The 15,350-nt window shown below is 63.0% G+C and carries 13 protein-coding genes; 5 read left to right on the top strand and 8 right to left on the bottom strand.

What is annotated here, in order from left to right; translation table 11 throughout:
* Positions 1-43: 43 nt before the first annotated feature.
* Together HWQ56_RS23165 and HWQ56_RS23160 are read right to left on the bottom strand one after the other, a co-directional pair.
* Positions 44-2,464, bottom strand: coding sequence for a glucose/quinate/shikimate family membrane-bound PQQ-dependent dehydrogenase (locus HWQ56_RS23165; protein WP_158153174.1), 2,421 nt, complete (start codon positions 2,462-2,464; stop codon positions 44-46).
* Between the two features lie 97 nt (positions 2,465-2,561).
* On the bottom strand, positions 2,562-3,941 hold the full coding sequence (locus HWQ56_RS23160; protein ID WP_176571880.1) for a carbohydrate porin: 1,380 nt from the start codon (positions 3,939-3,941) through the stop codon (positions 2,562-2,564).
* Positions 3,942-4,356: 415 nt separating this feature from the next.
* Here HWQ56_RS23160 and HWQ56_RS23155 point away from each other — a divergent pair, with 415 nt between their 5' ends.
* Entirely contained in the window at positions 4,357-4,593 is a 237-nt protein-coding gene (locus HWQ56_RS23155; RefSeq protein WP_158153176.1) for a VF530 family protein, read from the top strand.
* Positions 4,594-4,599: 6 nt separating this feature from the next.
* The gene (locus HWQ56_RS23150) at positions 4,600-5,265 is read left to right on the top strand and encodes a Pr6Pr family membrane protein (RefSeq protein ID WP_176571879.1); all 666 of its coding nucleotides are present in this window, start codon (positions 4,600-4,602) and stop codon (positions 5,263-5,265) included.
* Between the two features lie 6 nt (positions 5,266-5,271).
* Here the strand turns inward: HWQ56_RS23150 and HWQ56_RS23145 are convergent, their stop codons facing one another.
* The 4 genes from HWQ56_RS23145 to HWQ56_RS23130 all read right to left on the bottom strand — a co-directional run bounded on the left by HWQ56_RS23145 (position 5,272) and on the right by HWQ56_RS23130 (position 11,525).
* Positions 5,272-6,060, bottom strand: a complete 789-nt coding sequence (locus HWQ56_RS23145; protein ID WP_176571878.1) for a siderophore-interacting protein — start codon at positions 6,058-6,060, stop codon at positions 5,272-5,274.
* Positions 6,057-6,632 carry a PadR family transcriptional regulator gene (locus tag HWQ56_RS23140; protein WP_158153178.1) on the bottom strand — a complete coding sequence of 192 codons (576 nt, stop codon included), beginning with the start codon at positions 6,630-6,632 and terminating at the stop codon, positions 6,057-6,059. The genes HWQ56_RS23145 and HWQ56_RS23140 overlap by 4 nt, the downstream gene beginning before the upstream one ends.
* A gap of 135 nt (positions 6,633-6,767) precedes the next feature.
* The gene (locus HWQ56_RS23135) at positions 6,768-9,875 is read right to left on the bottom strand and encodes a transglycosylase domain-containing protein (protein ID WP_176571877.1); all 3,108 of its coding nucleotides are present in this window, start codon (positions 9,873-9,875) and stop codon (positions 6,768-6,770) included.
* A 213-nt stretch (positions 9,876-10,088) separates the two neighbouring features.
* Entirely contained in the window at positions 10,089-11,525 is a 1,437-nt protein-coding gene (locus tag HWQ56_RS23130) for a M48 family metalloprotease (protein WP_176571876.1), read from the bottom strand.
* A 129-nt stretch (positions 11,526-11,654) separates the two neighbouring features.
* On the opposite strand from HWQ56_RS23130, the gene HWQ56_RS23125 reads away from it, so the two are divergent.
* Positions 11,655-11,894 carry a sulfurtransferase TusA family protein gene (locus HWQ56_RS23125; protein WP_158153181.1) on the top strand — a complete coding sequence of 80 codons (240 nt, stop codon included), beginning with the start codon at positions 11,655-11,657 and terminating at the stop codon, positions 11,892-11,894.
* A 37-nt stretch (positions 11,895-11,931) separates the two neighbouring features.
* On the top strand, positions 11,932-13,002 hold the full coding sequence (locus tag HWQ56_RS23120) for an AI-2E family transporter (RefSeq protein WP_158153182.1): 1,071 nt from the start codon (positions 11,932-11,934) through the stop codon (positions 13,000-13,002).
* A gap of 93 nt (positions 13,003-13,095) precedes the next feature.
* Here HWQ56_RS23120 and HWQ56_RS23115 read toward each other — a convergent pair whose 3' ends face one another.
* Together HWQ56_RS23115 and HWQ56_RS23110 are read right to left on the bottom strand one after the other, a co-directional pair.
* The gene (locus HWQ56_RS23115) at positions 13,096-13,569 is read right to left on the bottom strand and encodes a peroxiredoxin (protein ID WP_158153183.1); all 474 of its coding nucleotides are present in this window, start codon (positions 13,567-13,569) and stop codon (positions 13,096-13,098) included.
* Positions 13,570-13,584: 15 nt separating this feature from the next.
* On the bottom strand, positions 13,585-14,145 hold the full coding sequence (locus HWQ56_RS23110; protein WP_158153184.1) for a glycine cleavage system transcriptional repressor: 561 nt from the start codon (positions 14,143-14,145) through the stop codon (positions 13,585-13,587).
* Between the two features lie 319 nt (positions 14,146-14,464).
* On the opposite strand from HWQ56_RS23110, the gene dapA reads away from it, so the two are divergent.
* Positions 14,465-15,343, top strand: coding sequence for a 4-hydroxy-tetrahydrodipicolinate synthase (gene dapA, locus HWQ56_RS23105; RefSeq protein ID WP_158153185.1), 879 nt, complete (start codon positions 14,465-14,467; stop codon positions 15,341-15,343).
* The last annotated feature ends 7 nt before the right edge of the window (positions 15,344-15,350 follow it).

Below are 15,350 nucleotides of genomic sequence, written 5' to 3'. Positions count from 1 at the left end.
AAAACGGCTCCCGAAGGAGCCGTTCTTTCACAGCATCACACCATCACTTGGACAGCTTGTAGGCAATGATGTAATCGCCCATCTTGGTGCCCAGCGAGCCATGGCCGCCGACAACCGACAGCACGTACTGCTCGCCGTCCTTGCCGGTGTAGGTCATTGGCGTCGACTGACCGCCAGCCGGCAGGCGGCTTTCCCACAGTTTCTTGCCGTTCTTCACGTCGTAAGCACGGATGTACTGGTCCAGGGTGCCGCTCAGGAAGCCAACGCCACCGGCAGTGACCATCGAGCCGCCCATGCTGGGCACGCCCAGGGTCAGGTTCAACGGAATCGGCGAGCTGTCACGGCTGGTGCCGTTCTTGTGCTTCCAGATCACCTTGGCGGTGGTCAGGTCGATACCGGCCACGTAACCCCAGGCTGGCGCCTGGCACGGTACGCCGAACGGCGACATCAATGGGTGCATGATCACCGCGTATGGCGCGCCGGTGTTCGGCTGCACGCCGCTGGTTTCGCTTTCACGCTTGCTGCCGGCTTCCACTTTGGCGCGAGGCACCAGCTGCGAGACGAACGCCATGTAGTTCGGGCTGGTGAACAGCATCTGGCGAACCGGGTCCACCGATACCGCGCCCCAGTTGAACACACCGACGTTGCCTGGGTAGATGATGCTGCCCTGCACCGACGGCGGGGTGTACTGGCCTTCATAACGCAGCGATTTGAACTGGATGCGGCACAGCAGTTGGTCGAATGGGGTGACGCCCCACATGGCCTTTTCATTCAGCTCAGGCGGCAGCAGGTTCAGCTCCGAACGCGCCTGGGTCGGCGAAGAATGGTCGCCTTCCACCGCGCCTTTCGGTGCGTCGACTTCCTGGATCGGCACGATCGGCGAACCGGTGGTGCGGTCCAGTACGTACAGGCTGCCTTGCTTGGTAGGCTGTACCAGCGCGTGCTTCACGCCCTCGGCCGTCTTGATGTCAACCAGGGTAGGCTGGCTCGGCACGTCCATGTCCCACAGGTCGTGGTGGGTGAACTGGTAGTTCCACTTCAGCTTGCCAGTCTCGATGTCCAGCGCCACGGTACCGGCGCTGAATTTTTCCGACTCAGGGGTACGGTTGCCGCCCCACTGGTCAGGCATCTGGTTGCCCAATGGCAGGTAGATCATGCCCAGTTTCTCGTCGACGCTGGCCAGCGACCACATGTTCGGCGAGTTGCGGGTGTAGGTCTTGCCTTCGGCAATCGGCGCGGTGTCGTCCGGGTTGCCGGCATCCCAGTTCCACACCAGGTGGCCGTCATGCACGTCGAACGCACGGATCACGCCCGATGGCTCGTTGGTGGATTCGTTGTCGGTCACGTGGCCGCCAATGATCACCAGGTTGCGGGTGATGGCTGCCGGCGAGGTGGCGTAGTAGCCGCCCGGGGTGAAGGTACCGATGTTGGCGCGCAGGTTCACCACGCCTTTGTCACCGAAGTCTTCGCAGACTTTACCGGTGTCGGCGTTCAGGGCGATCAGGCGGGCGTCGGCGGTCGGCAGGAACAGGCGGCGCGGGCAGCTGGTGGCCACGGCCTGGCCAGCGGTCGACAGGGCGGCCGGAACGCTTGGTACGTCAGACTTGCTGTAGGCAGCTTCGTCGTAGTACGAAACGCCACGGCAGGTCATGTGTGCCCAGCCACGGAAGTCGTTGCCGTTCGGACCCTGGATCTGCGGGTCGTAGCGCCAGATTTCCTTGCCGGTATCCGGGTCCAGGGCCAGTACCTTGCTGTGCGCGGTGCAGGCGTACAGCATGCCGTTGACCTTCAGCGGGGTGTTCTGGTTGGTCAGCTCTACCGGGTCTTTGTCGGTCGGCATGTCACCGGTGCGGATGCGCCAGGCTTCGGTCAGCTTGCCGACGTTGTCCGGGGTGATCTGTTTGAGCGGCGAATAACGTTCACCGAACTCGGTGCGGCCGTAGGATTGCCACTCGCCGTCAGGCTGGGCTGGGGCGGCGCTGGCCATGTCGGTACCGTCACGGCCCAGGTCACCACTGATGTCACCGTAGCTGGTGAATTGGGCAGCCACGGCGCAGGCGCCAGCCAGGACAACCGCAACGCCCAGCACGGACGTGCCCTTGGGGGCCGCTTCACGCAGCACCAGCGGCTTGCGAAACCACGGCAGCCACAGCAGCAGGCCCAGCACGAACCACAGCGACAGGCGTGGTACCAGCTGCCACCAGTCCAGGCCGGTTTCGGCCAGCGACCAGACGGTGCTGCCCAGCAGGAACACGGCGTAGATGCCCAGGGCGATGGAACGCCCCATCAGCACCAGCACACCGGTCACCACAAGGAAAAGTCCGGCAATGACGTAGTACAGCGAGCCGCCCAGGGTGGCGAGTTTGACACCCCCGACCAGAAGGCCGAGGCCCATTAGCAGCATCACCAGGCCGAGCAAGCTCGGAGCCAGGCGAGACCGACCGAAAGCACTGTCAGTGCTCATAGTGTGGTTTCTCCGTTACGTTTGAGTATTCGAGCATAGTTCAGAAACGTCCTACGCTCGCAGTCTGGGTAACTTCTTCCGTAAAGTTGAATTGTTGTTAGAAAGAGCTTTGGATCTTGATACCGGCGACCAGCGCGTTATCGACTTCGTCGACACCGCCCGGGTGCTTGATGTATTGCAGGTTCGGGCGCACGGTCAGCCAGTTGGTGACGTGCACGCCGTAGTTCAGTTCGGCGCTGCTTTCGGTGCGCTGGATCGGCAGGTAGGCCGGATCGTTGTAATCCGTCACGCCGTTGGCTGCGTTGGTGGCTTCTGCGTTCTTGCGGTACGCCGGGTTGACGTGGATACGCGCCAGGGCGATACCGATGTCATCCTTGGGGCGCGCATCGAACAAACCTTTGTAAACCACACCGGCCTGGACGTAGTTGTCGACCATGTTGGTCTTCTTGTCGTGCACCGTGACGTTGCCGAACACGCTCAGGCCGCGGGCGTTGTCGCTGGCCTGGGAGGTCAGTTGCTGGTTGAACGTCAGCCAGTAGCCGTGCTTGCTGGAACTGGACCGGTAATCATCGCCGCTCAGCGCCGCGGGCTGGCCGTTGGTGTCCTTGTAGACGTCCTTGGCGTTGGCGGTGCTGTAGTAGTAACCCGCGCGGTATTCGCCTGGCAGGCCGTTGACGTGCGGCGCCCATACCAGCTCGACCGGCAGCACGGCGCCCTCGTTGCCAGCGTTGTTCAATTTGAAACCGTTATCGTTTTCCAGGTTGCTCGGGTTCAGCGCATAGGCGCCGACCTGGGCGTAGATCTCGTCGTTCAGGTGGTACTTGACCCGGGCTGCCCACTGGCTGACTGGCCAGTTGTACCAGATGCCGGTGGCCCAGTTACCGACCTGCGAGCCGCAGAACGCCAGGTTCTGGAAGTCGCACTGGAAGCTGTTGAAGTCTTCGCCTTCGCCGAAGCGGCCTACTTTGATGTCCAGCTTCTGGTCGAAGAACTTCTGCTGGTAGTACATCTGCGTGATCCGCACGATGCTGCCGCGGCCATAGACTTCCTGGGACGAGCTGATACCGCCGGTACGCGGGTCGGCTACGCGGTCGTTGGTGATGTTGTCACCGTTACGGTCGGTCAGGGTCAGCTGGAACTCGGCGTCGTGCCAGCCCAGGATCTTCTGCAGGTCCATGTGCATGCCCAGCGCGAACTGGTCGCTGTAGCGGGTGGCATGGTCGTGGTTGTAGCCACCGTGCAGGTTCGAACCTGTTTCACCGACGTACTCCAGCTTGAAGTCGTAGCCCAGGTCATGCAGCTCGGTACGCTTGCCACCCCAGTCGCCGGACATGTACGGCGAATCGGCGTCGAAAGCCGGTGCGGCCTGGGCGCAGGAGGCAATCCCGATGGCAGTCAGGCCGCCCAGCAGGCGCAGGGCTGGCGATACGGTGAAGCGGCCGGCGGCACGAGCACGGCGAAGTTCGAATTTTGGCATTTATAAGGATCTTAATTATTAACCAAACGGTACATTTTAAAGTGCTGTTTGGAGAAGCACTGCAAAATGTAGGTTTTATTACGCAAAAAAATCGATTCAGTTGCGGGGGGCGGAGGATATAGAGGTTTTTTTATTATTAAAAGATGTAAGTCCAACATGCACAGTTGCCGAGTGCGTAACAATAGCTGTGCCAACCTGCGCTTCGGAACATGAGCTTCTGCGGTTTCTGAAGACTTCTTCAGCGTCAGGTTTTCAACAGCGTCCGGCCCTGAAGTGTAGGGGTGGTAGATTTAGGAAGAATCCTACAAGGTGCGCCGATTACGCCGATCAGCAAGGGCAATGCGGGGCGTTAAGCTCTTCCCGCTGCCGCGAGGCTCGGCTATGGTGCGCACCCCTCACTCGCCTGGAGCCCGGCATGACCCAAACCACTGACAACCCGCTGCACGGCGTGACGCTCGAACAGATCCTCACCGCCCTGGTCACTCACTACACCTGGGAAGGCCTGGCCGAGCGCATCGATATCCGCTGCTTCAAGAGCGACCCCAGTATCAAGTCGAGCCTGACCTTTCTGCGCAAGACCCCTTGGGCGCGAGAGAAAGTGGAGCGCCTGTACGTGAAGCTGGCCCGTACCAAACGACCTGTCGAGGACTGACCCTACATGCACTCACCGCTACCGACTCGCCCCCTGCACCTGTTCGTCACCTGCGCTGCGTGGGCGGCGTGGCTGGCCCTTGCGGTGCAGTTGCTGCTTATCCTGCAGGCGCGGTTGGCCGACCAGGCCAGCCTGGTGGGCGGGGTGCTGCATTTCTTCGGTTATTTCACCATCCTCACCAACACCCTGGTGGCCGCCGTGCTCACGGCCGCTGCCCGCCACAAGGGCGCAGGGGCGCACTCATTCTGGCTGCGGCCGTGGGTGAGCTCGGGGGTAACCGCCAGCATCATTCTGGTAGGCATGGCGTACAGCCTGCTGCTGCGCGATACCTGGAACCCCCAGGGGGTGCAATGGGTGGTGAACGAACTGCTGCACGACATAATGCCGCCAGTGTTCGTGGTGTTCTGGTGGTGGTGCGTGCCCAAGGGCACCTTGCAGGTGCGGCACGTGGTGGCGTGGTCGGTGTACCCGGTTGCCTATTTCGGCTATTGCCTGCTGCGTGGCAACGCTATCGGGGTGTACCCGTACCCGTTCATCGATGTGGGCACGCTGGGGTATGGCCGCGTGCTGGTCAACGCCCTGGTGATTCTGCTGGGCTTCGTGATCATTTCCCTGGTGCTGGTAGGCCTGGACCGCTGGCAGGGCAAGCGCCAGCGGCAGGCTACCGACTAAGGGCTGTCAGCCCTCGTCATTCTCGTCCAGGCGCCAGTAGCCCACGGCCTTGACCTCGGCGGTGTCGCCCAGGTGGTGGTCATCCAGCAGTACCTTGCGCACCCGGCGCGAGAGTGCCGCTTCGGTGGCCACCCAGGCGTAGAGCTGGCCTTGGGGGATACTCAAATCGGCAACTGCGGCCACGAGCGCATCCTCACGGCTGTGGCGCTCTACCCAGATCACCTCGACCTGAGCGGCGCTGTTCAGCACTTGCTGTTCGCGCGCATCCTCGATCTCGATCACCACCAGCGCCTTGCGGTTGGCCGGCAGTTCTTCCAGGCGGCGAGCGATGGCGGGGATCGCGGTTTCGTCGCCGATCAGCAGATAGCTGTCGAAGATGTCCGGCACGATGGTGGAACTGCGTGGGCCGCCGATGTACAGGTGCTGGCCGGGTGCGGCCTGCTCGGCCCAGGTCGAAGCGGGGCCGTCGCCGTGGATCACGAAGTCGATGTCCAGTTCGCCCTTGGCCAGGTCGATGCGCCGTGGGGTGTAGTCACGCATGGCCGGTTTCGGCCCGCCGTCGCTGGGGCCGCCCAGTTTCAAGGTTTGCAGGGCTGCCTGCTCTTCGGCGTTGCGGGCGAACATCAATTTGATGTGGTCGTCGGCGCCCAGGCTCAGAAAACCCTCCAGCTCGGGGCCGCCCACGGTGATGCGGCGCATGCGTGGGGTCAGCTCGGTCACGCGCAGCACGTCCAGGCGGCGACGTTTGATTTCATGCATGACGCGGTGCACGCCTTGGGTGTTCTCTGGCTTCATACGGACTTCTCCTGAGGGTGTTGAGTGGCGGGGCCATCGACGATGGCCTTGGCGGTACTGTTGAGCAGGTCACGGACCCGCACGATCTCATCAGGGCTCCAGCGTCCATGGTGCAATTGCAGCGCATGGCGCAGGTTATGGACGGCTTCGTGGATCTCGGCCGGGCGGTCATGGCCGCGCAGTGACCGCTTGCTGACGTCGATGCGCGTGCGCACGCCGTCCAGGGCAATGGTCTGATCCGCCAGCGAGGCACGGCCGGCCTCGGTCACGGTGTACAGCTTCTTGCCGGCCTGGGCGTCACCCTGGATCAGTTCGCTTTCTTCCAGGAACGTAAGGGTGGGGTAGATCACGCCGGGGCTGGGGCTATAGGCGCCGTCGAACATGCCCTCGATCTGGCGGATCAGGTCATAGCCGTGGCAGGGTTGCTCGGCCACCAAGGCCAGCAACAGCAGTTTCAGGTCGCCAGGGGCGAACACACGGGGGCCGCGGCCGCCGCGTTCGCGGCCAGGGCGGCGTTCCAGGCCGTCGTGGCCATCGCCGAATTCTCTGCGGGGGTGATGGTGGTCTCTCATCGTCTTTCTTCTCTTCGCTGGGTTACTTAAGATATACCTTAAGATATATCTTTAAGTGTGTGCAAGCGGAAAAGACGAATGGTTCTCATCTGGCGATTCGCGGGCGCCCCGGTCCCCACAGTCCCCGCTAGGAGATCAGCGGGTCGCGGTGGTCTGGGCAGGCGCCTTGCATTGGGTTTGGCCGCCCGGTTGCAGGTACGGTGTGAGCATTGGTGCCATGCCCTTGAGTACCTGCACCGGCAGCGCCGAGGTGAAGCGGAAACCTTCCGCCGCGCGACCGGGGACAAAGGCGGTGAGCGTACCGAAGTGGTTCTCGCCGATGTAGAACACGAAAGTCGCGGTGCGGTTGATGGCCTTGGAACCCAGGATCCGTCCGCGGGCGCCAAAACTCTCGATGCGGTTGTCACCGGTACCGGTCTTGCCGCCCATGACCAGTGCCGTGCCATCAGGCGTCCTGAAACTGCCGGACACGCGCCGCGCGGTACCGGCGTCCACCACCTGCGACAAGGCTTCACGCATGGCCTGGGCGATTTCCGGCTTCAGCACCCGCCGGGCTTTGTCCGGCGCGGCTATCACTTCGGTTTCATAGGGTGTGCCGGCGGCGAAATGCAGGCTGTCGATGCGCAGCACCGGCAAGCGCACGCCGTCGTTCTGGATGATGCCGATCAGCTCGGCCAGGGCGGCAGGGCGGTCGCCCGAGCTGCCGATGGCAGTGGCCAGCGATGGCACCAGGTGGTCGAAGGGGTAACCCAGGCGCGCCCAGCGCCGGTGGATGTCCAGGAACGCCTCGATCTCCAGCATGGTGCGAATGCGGCTGTCGCGGGCGCTTTTGTGCCGGCTCTTGAACAGCCAGCCGTACACTTCCTGGCGTTCGAAATGGCTGGCGGTCACCGCTTCACTGAATTTGGCATCCGGATGCTGCATCAAGTAGCCCACCAGCCACAGGTCCAGTGGGTGCACACGGGCAATATAGCCCTGGTCAGGCAGGTCCCAGTGGCCCGGGCCGTAGCTGTCGTAATATTCGCCCAGGCGCTTGGGGGTGACGGTTTCACCCTTGCCCAGGTGCGAGCGCACGAAACTCTCGAAGGTCGCCTGGCTGGCCGTGGGGTACAGGTAGCGGTGCACGGCGGCCAGGTGCGAGGCGGTGGGGTGCAGGCCGTCGAGGAAGGTGTCCAGGCGTTCGGCCGTGGTCTTGCCCTGGTAGCGTTTGTAGAAGCGCAGCAGGAAGTCGCTGCCTTCCTTGTCGGCGAAGCGCGCCAGGTATTCCTGGCGGCGCGGGTCACCGTCATCCTTGAGCAATTCGGCGCTGTTGTTCGGGCCGTTGTAGGTGGTGTAGCGCACGATGTCGCGCATGACGCGAATGAAGGGCAGGTTGATGGACTCGCGCAGGGCTTCCTTGAGCGTGGGGATGCGGCCGTTGTCCTCGTTGCGAAAGTTCTTGAAGGTGTGGGCACCGCCACCGGTGAAGAAGCTCTCACCCGGGCTGGCCGAATACTTGCGCTCCAGGGCGGCGTCGAGCATGGGCTTGAGGCTCTGGTCCTTGGCCTGGGCCAGGTAATCCAAGGCCCAGCGGCTGAGGCGGTCCTGCTCATTGATATCGACTTTTTTCAGCGCCGCTGGCGACTGGCCGGCGAAGCGGTCATGCAGTTCGCTGATGATCTCCAGGTAGCTGGTCAGCACGCGCATCTTGGCGGTGGAGCCCAGTTCCAGCTTGCTGCCTTCGTTGATGTCGAAAGGCTGGTCGGTGTTGTCGGTCTGCACCCGCACCCGCGAGCCATCGGCCGTGCGCTCCATCAGGGTAAAACTGTATTTGACCTCGGGGGTGCTGGCCGCGGTAAGCAAGTGTTCGCCGATCAGCCCCAGTTGCTGGGCGAAGGTAGGGTCGGCCAGGTGCTTGAGGTAGTCGGTCACCTGGGTTTGCAAGTCGTTCTGCAAGGTGGTGGTAGCCGAAAGGTCGAGGCGGTCGAGGTCGTACAGGGGCCGGTTGAGCAACATCGACAGGCGGCTGCGGGCCACGCTGATGCCTTTGTTGCTTTCCACTGGCTGGAGGGTCGGTTGCTGCACCCAATCCCGGTAGCTGACCTTGCTGGCGAGGGCGGCATCGGCCAAGGGACGATCGATGACGTTGTTGGCGGCCAGCAGGCGAATGTGGCTGTTGGTCAACTCCGCCAGTTCGTCATGGCCCCGGTTGAGAAAGTGCGAGGGCCGGCGTTGGGCGATCATCAGCGACAGCACTTCCCGCAGGGCCAGGCCACGTTCGGCCAGGGCCTTGGGGCTGCTGTCGGTCGAGCGCAACACTTGGTTCACATGCTGGAAGTCCGAGCCGTACCACACCCGCAGGCCTTCGGCCATGCCATGTACTTCGCCGTGGCCCGGCACTGCCGACAGCGGCACACTATTGAGGTAGTCGCGCACGATACGTTGCCGGGCTTCCAGGGTTTGCGGGCCGTCCTGATAGGCACGCACGCTGGCGGAGAGCATCTGGCGAATCTTTTCCCCGCCCGACACGGTCAGGCCGTCTGGGGAGTGGCGATATTTCTCCAATTGCGTGGCCAGGGTACTGCCGCCGGCGGACTGTCCGGGCAAGGCGAACACTTTGGCCACCTGGGTATAGGCGGCCTTGGCGAAGCGCGGCCAGTCCACCGCAGGGTTGAGCAGCGGTTCGCGCGGGTCCAGCAGGCTGCGGTTCTCCACGAACAGCAGGCTGTTGACCACCACCGGCGGAATATCCTGGAACTGGGCGTAGAGTTGCTGCGGGTAATGGAATTCGTAGAGGACGTCTGCGCGGCAATCGGTGATGGACAGGCCCGCCTGGATTTTCTCCGAATAGGGGATGAACAGCCCACGGTCGTAATAAGCCATCAGCGAGGGGGAAAAGCGCGTCTGTTCCTTGATGACGTATTCGCGCTTGATCAGCCGAGGCAGGAACTGGCCCAGGTCGCTGTAGCCCAGGCGCTTGTCGAACGGCCCTTCACCGGGGTAGGCGATGGAGTCGCTGGGCCCGGGGGCGAGGGTGTAGGTCAGGTCCCTGGCGTAGCGGCTGAACTCGCGGGACTGGAGTTTGGAGGTGCGCATTTCGGCGCGCATGGCGAACGCCAGGGCGACCAGGGCAATCAGTACCAGCAACCAGAACAGCCGACGCCACAAGCGGCGCTGGCGGGGGCTTTTCGGTGGTGGTGGGTCAGCGGGACTGTCGGTAGGGACCGCAGTCCTGGTGGGTTCTGTCTGCCACAAAGCGCCCATAGTCGTCAGCCCGGTCAGGTAAATTCATCGTACCTGCCTGAAGCTTAGACGCTGGCCGCCAATGGTGAAAAAATTGTCGAACGTGCAACGAAAAAAACCGTTGAAGCAGCTAACTCCTTCCGGCGCGGGGAAAAGAGTATAGCCCACTCCGTGCTGCGCAGTGTCGTACCCAGCGACCGGAGCGCCCACGTTGAACCACGGACCTGGCGGCCTCTAGCCGCGCATCATTTCCTTGACCATGCGCTCCTGTTCCGCCAGGTCTTTCTGCCGGGCATCGATACGTGAAGCCAGCTGGAAGTTGTTCGCCGCCCGGCGCTTGGCGAAGTCCAATTGCTGCTGGGCCTGGCGGAAGTCGCCTTCCAGGGCGAAGTATTCCGCGCGCGCCTGGTGCAGGCCGATGATGTTGCCATTGGCGCCACGGGTATCGGCCACCTGGTTCCACACGTCCGGGTCGTTGGGGCGCGACTTGAGCAGGTCTTCCAGGGCTTTTTCGGCATCGGCGGTACGGCTCTGCTTGATCAGCAGGTCCACGCGCACCTGATTCAACGGAAAGTTGCCGGGGTACAGCCCCAGCAGGCGGTCTACTCGCGCCTGGGCGTCAGGCAAGTGGTTGCTGGCCATGTCCAGGTCTACTGCGGCCAGGTTATAGACGATTTCATTGGGCGCCTTGGCCAGCAACGGCTTGAGGTTCTCCCGCGCTTCGTTGAACTGGCTGCCCTTTATCTGGGCGATGGCCAGGCCATAGCGGGCCGCATCCGACTTGGGGTTCTCGTCCAGCAGGGCGCGGAAGCGTTTGGCGGCCATGCCAGGGGTGTCCTCGTAGAACAGTTCCACGCGCTTCTTGATCAGTTGGTAGCGCAGGCTGTCCTCCACGCCGCCATGGGGGAATTGCTCGGCACGGTTGCGGGTATCGGCGATCCGCGCCTCGGTGACCGGGTGGGTCAGCAGGAATTCCGGCGGCTTGGCATCGAAGCGGTATTGGCGGGCCAGTTTTTCGAACATGTCCGGCATGTTGCGGGGATCGTACCCGGCCTTTTGCAGGGTAACGAGGCCCACGCGGTCGGCCTCGGCTTCGTTCTCGCGGGAAAAGGCGCGCTGGGACTGAATGGCTGCGGCCTGGCTGCCCATGATGGTCGCCATGCCGGCTTCGCCGCCACCCGTGGCTGCCAGGACGATACCGGCCAGTAACGCGGCCATGACCGGCATCTGCATGCGTTTCTGCTCTTCCACACCGCGGGCGAAGTGGCGTTGCGCCAAGTGGGAGAGTTCGTGGGCCATCACGCCGGCGTATTGGCCTTCGGTGTCGGCATTGAGGAACAGCCCGCCGTTGACGCCGACAATGCCGCCCGGTGCGGCGAAGGCGTTGAGCTCCTTGCTGTCGATGAGGATGAATTCCAGGCGGTGGTCCTGTAGCTGGCTGCTTTCGGCCAGACGGTACACCGTGGTTTCGACGTAGTCCTTGAGCTGCGGGTCGGACAGTTGGTCGACCTGGCTGCGCAGCATGCCCAGCCAGGCGCGGCCCAGATCGTGTTCCTGCTGGGGGGACACAATGGCCGAACTGGCGTCGCCAAGTGACGGCAGGTCGTCGGCATGCCCCGGCAGGGCCAGCAGGCAGGCAAGCGTCAGCAGGGTAGGGCGCAATAAAGACATGCACGGGGCTCTTGGTCGAGAAAGACCTTACTGTAGCCGGGTCATCCGCCAAGGACCAGAGGGTCGCACGCTTGGGGTATCCTAGGCGGCCCGCCTGCCCGCGCAGCCCAGCCCTGGAGAAAAAAGCCCATGACCGACGCCGTACCCTGTGACGCCGAGCTCGATGCCAGCGGTCTCAATTGCCCATTGCCATTGCTCAAGGCCAAGATGGAGCTCAATCGGCTCCAGGCCGGGGCGGTGCTGAAAGTGATTGCCACCGATGCCGGTTCCCAGCGCGATTTTCAGACCTTCGCCCGGTTGGCAGGTCATGCGCTGTTACATGAAACTGTACAGGGTGGGGTCTACACCTACTGGCTCAGGAAAGCCTGAGCGCCCTGCGTGCTGCGTGCCATAACAAGGAAAACTGATGTTCAAAGTGCTTCGCGACTGGATACAGCGTTACTTCTCGGATGAACAGGCGGTAGTACTCACGGTCCTGCTGGTGCTGGCATTCACCGCCGTGCTGACCTTGGGCGGCATGTTGGCGCCGGTGCTGGCGGGCATGGTCCTGGCGTTCCTGATGCAAGGCCTGGTCACGGGGCTGGAGCGTCTGCGGGTGCCCTCGGGCCTCGCCGTGGGGCTGGTGTTCGCACTGTTCATGGGCGCCCTGGCGGTGTTCATGCTGGTGCTGGTGCCCTTGCTGTGGCACCAGTTCATCACGTTGTTCAACGAACTACCCGGCATGCTCGGCAAATGGCAGTCGTTGCTGTTGCTGCTGCCCGAGCGCTACCCGCACTTGGTGTCCGACGAGCAGGTACTGCAGGCCATCGAAGCGGCGCGCGGCGAGATCGGCAAGTTCGGCCAATGGGCCCTGACGTTCTCGCTGTCGAGCCTGCCGTTGCTGGTCAACATCATGATCTATTTCGTGCTGGTGCCGATCCTGGTGTTCTTCTTCCTCAAGGACCGGGTCATGATCGCCCAGTGGGTCAAGGGTTACCTGCCCCGCGAGCGCGCGCTGATCACCCGTGTGGGCCAGGAAATGAACCGCCAGATCGCCAACTACATTCGCGGCAAGGTGATCGAAATCATCATTTGCGGCGTAGCCACCTACATCGCCTTCGTGGCCCTGGGGCTCAACTATGCGGCGCTGTTGGCGTTGCTGGTGGGCTTGTCGGTGGTGGTGCCCTACGTGGGCGCGGTGGTGGTGACGGTGCCGGTCACCTTGATTGCCCTGTTCCAATGGGGCTGGGGTGACCAGTTCATCTACCTGATGGTGGTGTACGGCATCATCCAGACCCTGGACGGCAACGTGCTGGTGCCCTTGCTGTTCGCCGGCGCGGTGAACCTGCACCCCGTAGCGATCATCTGCGCGGTGCTGCTGTTTGGCGGGTTGTGGGGCTTCTGGGGGATCTTCTTCGCCATCCCGTTGGCGACGCTGTTCAAGGCGGTGCTGGATGCGTGGCCGCGCAATGAGCCGCAGGTGGCGCCGATCCTGTAGGGCGGGGGCGGCCATGGGCATGGCGTGTGGCCTTGCCCGCCCTGGAGATCGAGCGCCATGCGAACGGCGCTTGATCCCGGGAGCGCTGCGAAACTAGCCCTGGGCCAATTCCTGTGCCGCGGCCAACACTGCATCCACATGCCCTGGCACCTTCACGCCACGCCATTGCTGGCGCAGCACACCGTCCTTGTCTATGAGGAAGGTGCTGCGGTCCACGCCCAGGTATTCCTTGCCATACAGCTTCTTGAGCTTGATCACGTCGAACAGTTGGCACAGGGCCTCGTCCTTGTCGCTGATCAGATCAAAGGTGAAGCCCTGCTTGCCCTTGAAGTTCTCATGGGACTTGAGGCCGTCACGCGACACGCCGAACACTTCGGTGTTGGCGGCCTTGAAGGCTTCGTGCTGGTCGCGGAAGCCCTGGCCCTGGGTGGTGCAGCCCGGGGTGCTGTCCTTGGGGTAGAAGTAGATCACCACCTGGCGGCCCTTCAGGGCGCTCAGGCGAATGGACTGCTCGCCGGTGGCCGGCGCTTCGAAGTCCGCGACCGGCTGGCCGATTTCAACTGCCATGAGGGTGTCCTTGTCTTACATGGGGTTCTGTGGGCGCCACGGCTCGATGAGCGCGTCCAGGTTCAGGGCGTCGGCGAAGTCCAGGAACTGGTCGCGCAGCCAGCTGATCTGCACGCCGGCCGGCAGGGTCACGGTAAAGGTGGCGTTGAGCATGGTGCCGCCGGTCTGCGGGGCCTGGTAGGTGTCGCAGGTCAGGTTCTCCAGTTCCACGTTGTGGTCGATGAAGAACTGGCACAGCTCGTTGATGATGTCCGAGCGGTACACCGAGCTGACGTACGCCACGTAGGGCAGCGACATGGGGCGGCTTTCCAGCGTGGCGCTGCGCACCAGGTTGACGGTGAAGCCGTGCTTCTTGGCCAGCGAGCCGAGGCTGGTTTCCAGGCGCGCCAGGGCGTCCCAGTTGCCCGACACCTGCAGCACCAGGGCGCTGTACTCGCCGTGGCGGGTCAGGCGCGAGGTCACCACGGAGCAACGGCTGTCGTGGCTGGCACGGCACAGCACGTTGGTCAGCTCCATGGGGTTAGGGCCAAGGGCACTGATGACAAGGAATTGTTCGCGAACTGTGGGGGTGGACATGCAGCATTCCTAAAGCGATGAGCGGTCGGTACGTAAAGTAGACATGGTGGCTGGGCCTGATGACCCCGTGGCGCCCGGGCGATATGCCGGCAACGGTACGAAAGCACCCGTTGGCAGGGGATCGGCGGCTCAGGAACAAGGGTTTGCGGCGCTTCTGGCACGTAGCAAACCGGACAAACACACCCACCGGTACCGATCAAAGTCTGAAGGGTAGCGAAAAGCAGCGCCAAGGGGAATGCTCGCATCGTGGTACTTCGCTTGTGCAAGGCACATGGCCCCAGTACCATTACCGCTCTCTTTTTCCGGCAGGAGCGGTTGCATGATTGCGGGCAGTATGGTGGCACTGGTCACACCCATGGACGCAGAAGGTCGTCTCGACTGGGACAGCCTCAGCAAACTCGTGGACTTCCACCTGAAGGAAGGCACTGACGCCATCGTCGCCGTGGGCACCACCGGCGAGTCCGCGACCCTGGACTACAAGGAACACATCGATGTGATCCATCGTGTGGTCGAGCAGGTCGCCGGGCGCATTCCGGTCATCGCCGGTACCGGTGCCAACTCCACCCGCGAGGCAGTCGAACTGACCCGCAACGCCAAGGAAGCCGGCGCCGATGCCTGCCTGCTGGTAACCCCGTACTACAACAAGCCGACCCAGGAAGGGCTGTACCAGCACTTCAAGCACGTCGCCGAAGCCGTGGACATCCCGCAGATCCTCTACAACGTGCCAGGCCGCACCGCCTGCGACATGAAGGCCGAGACCGTGATCCGCCTGTCCACCGTGCCGAACATCATCGGCATCAAGGAAGCCACCGGCGACCTGCAGCGCGCCAAGGACATCCTGGCCGGCGTCTCCAGCGACTTCCTGCTGCTGTCCGGTGATGACCCGACTGCCGTCGAACTGATTCTGCTGGGTGGCAAGGGCAACATTTCGGTCACCGCCAACGTCGCGCCGCGCGCCATGCACGAGCTGTGCGCCGCTGCCCTGCGTGGCGAGGCTGCCGAAGCCCGCGCCATCAACGAACAACTCATGCCGTTGCACAAGAACCTGTTCCTGGAAGCCAACCCGATTCCCGTGAAATGGGCATTGCACGAAATGGGCCTGATGCCTGAAGGCATTCGCCTGCCGCTCACCTGGTTGAGCGCCCCTTATCACGAAACGCTGCGTCAGGCCCTGCGCCAGACCGGCGTCCTGGTCTAATTTGAGG

Source organism: Pseudomonas eucalypticola (genome assembly GCF_013374995.1).
Lineage (GTDB): Bacteria > Pseudomonadota > Gammaproteobacteria > Pseudomonadales > Pseudomonadaceae > Aquipseudomonas > Aquipseudomonas eucalypticola.
The sequence above is the reverse complement of the archived record's forward strand: the minus strand, read 5'-3'. Positions and strand labels throughout refer to the sequence as shown.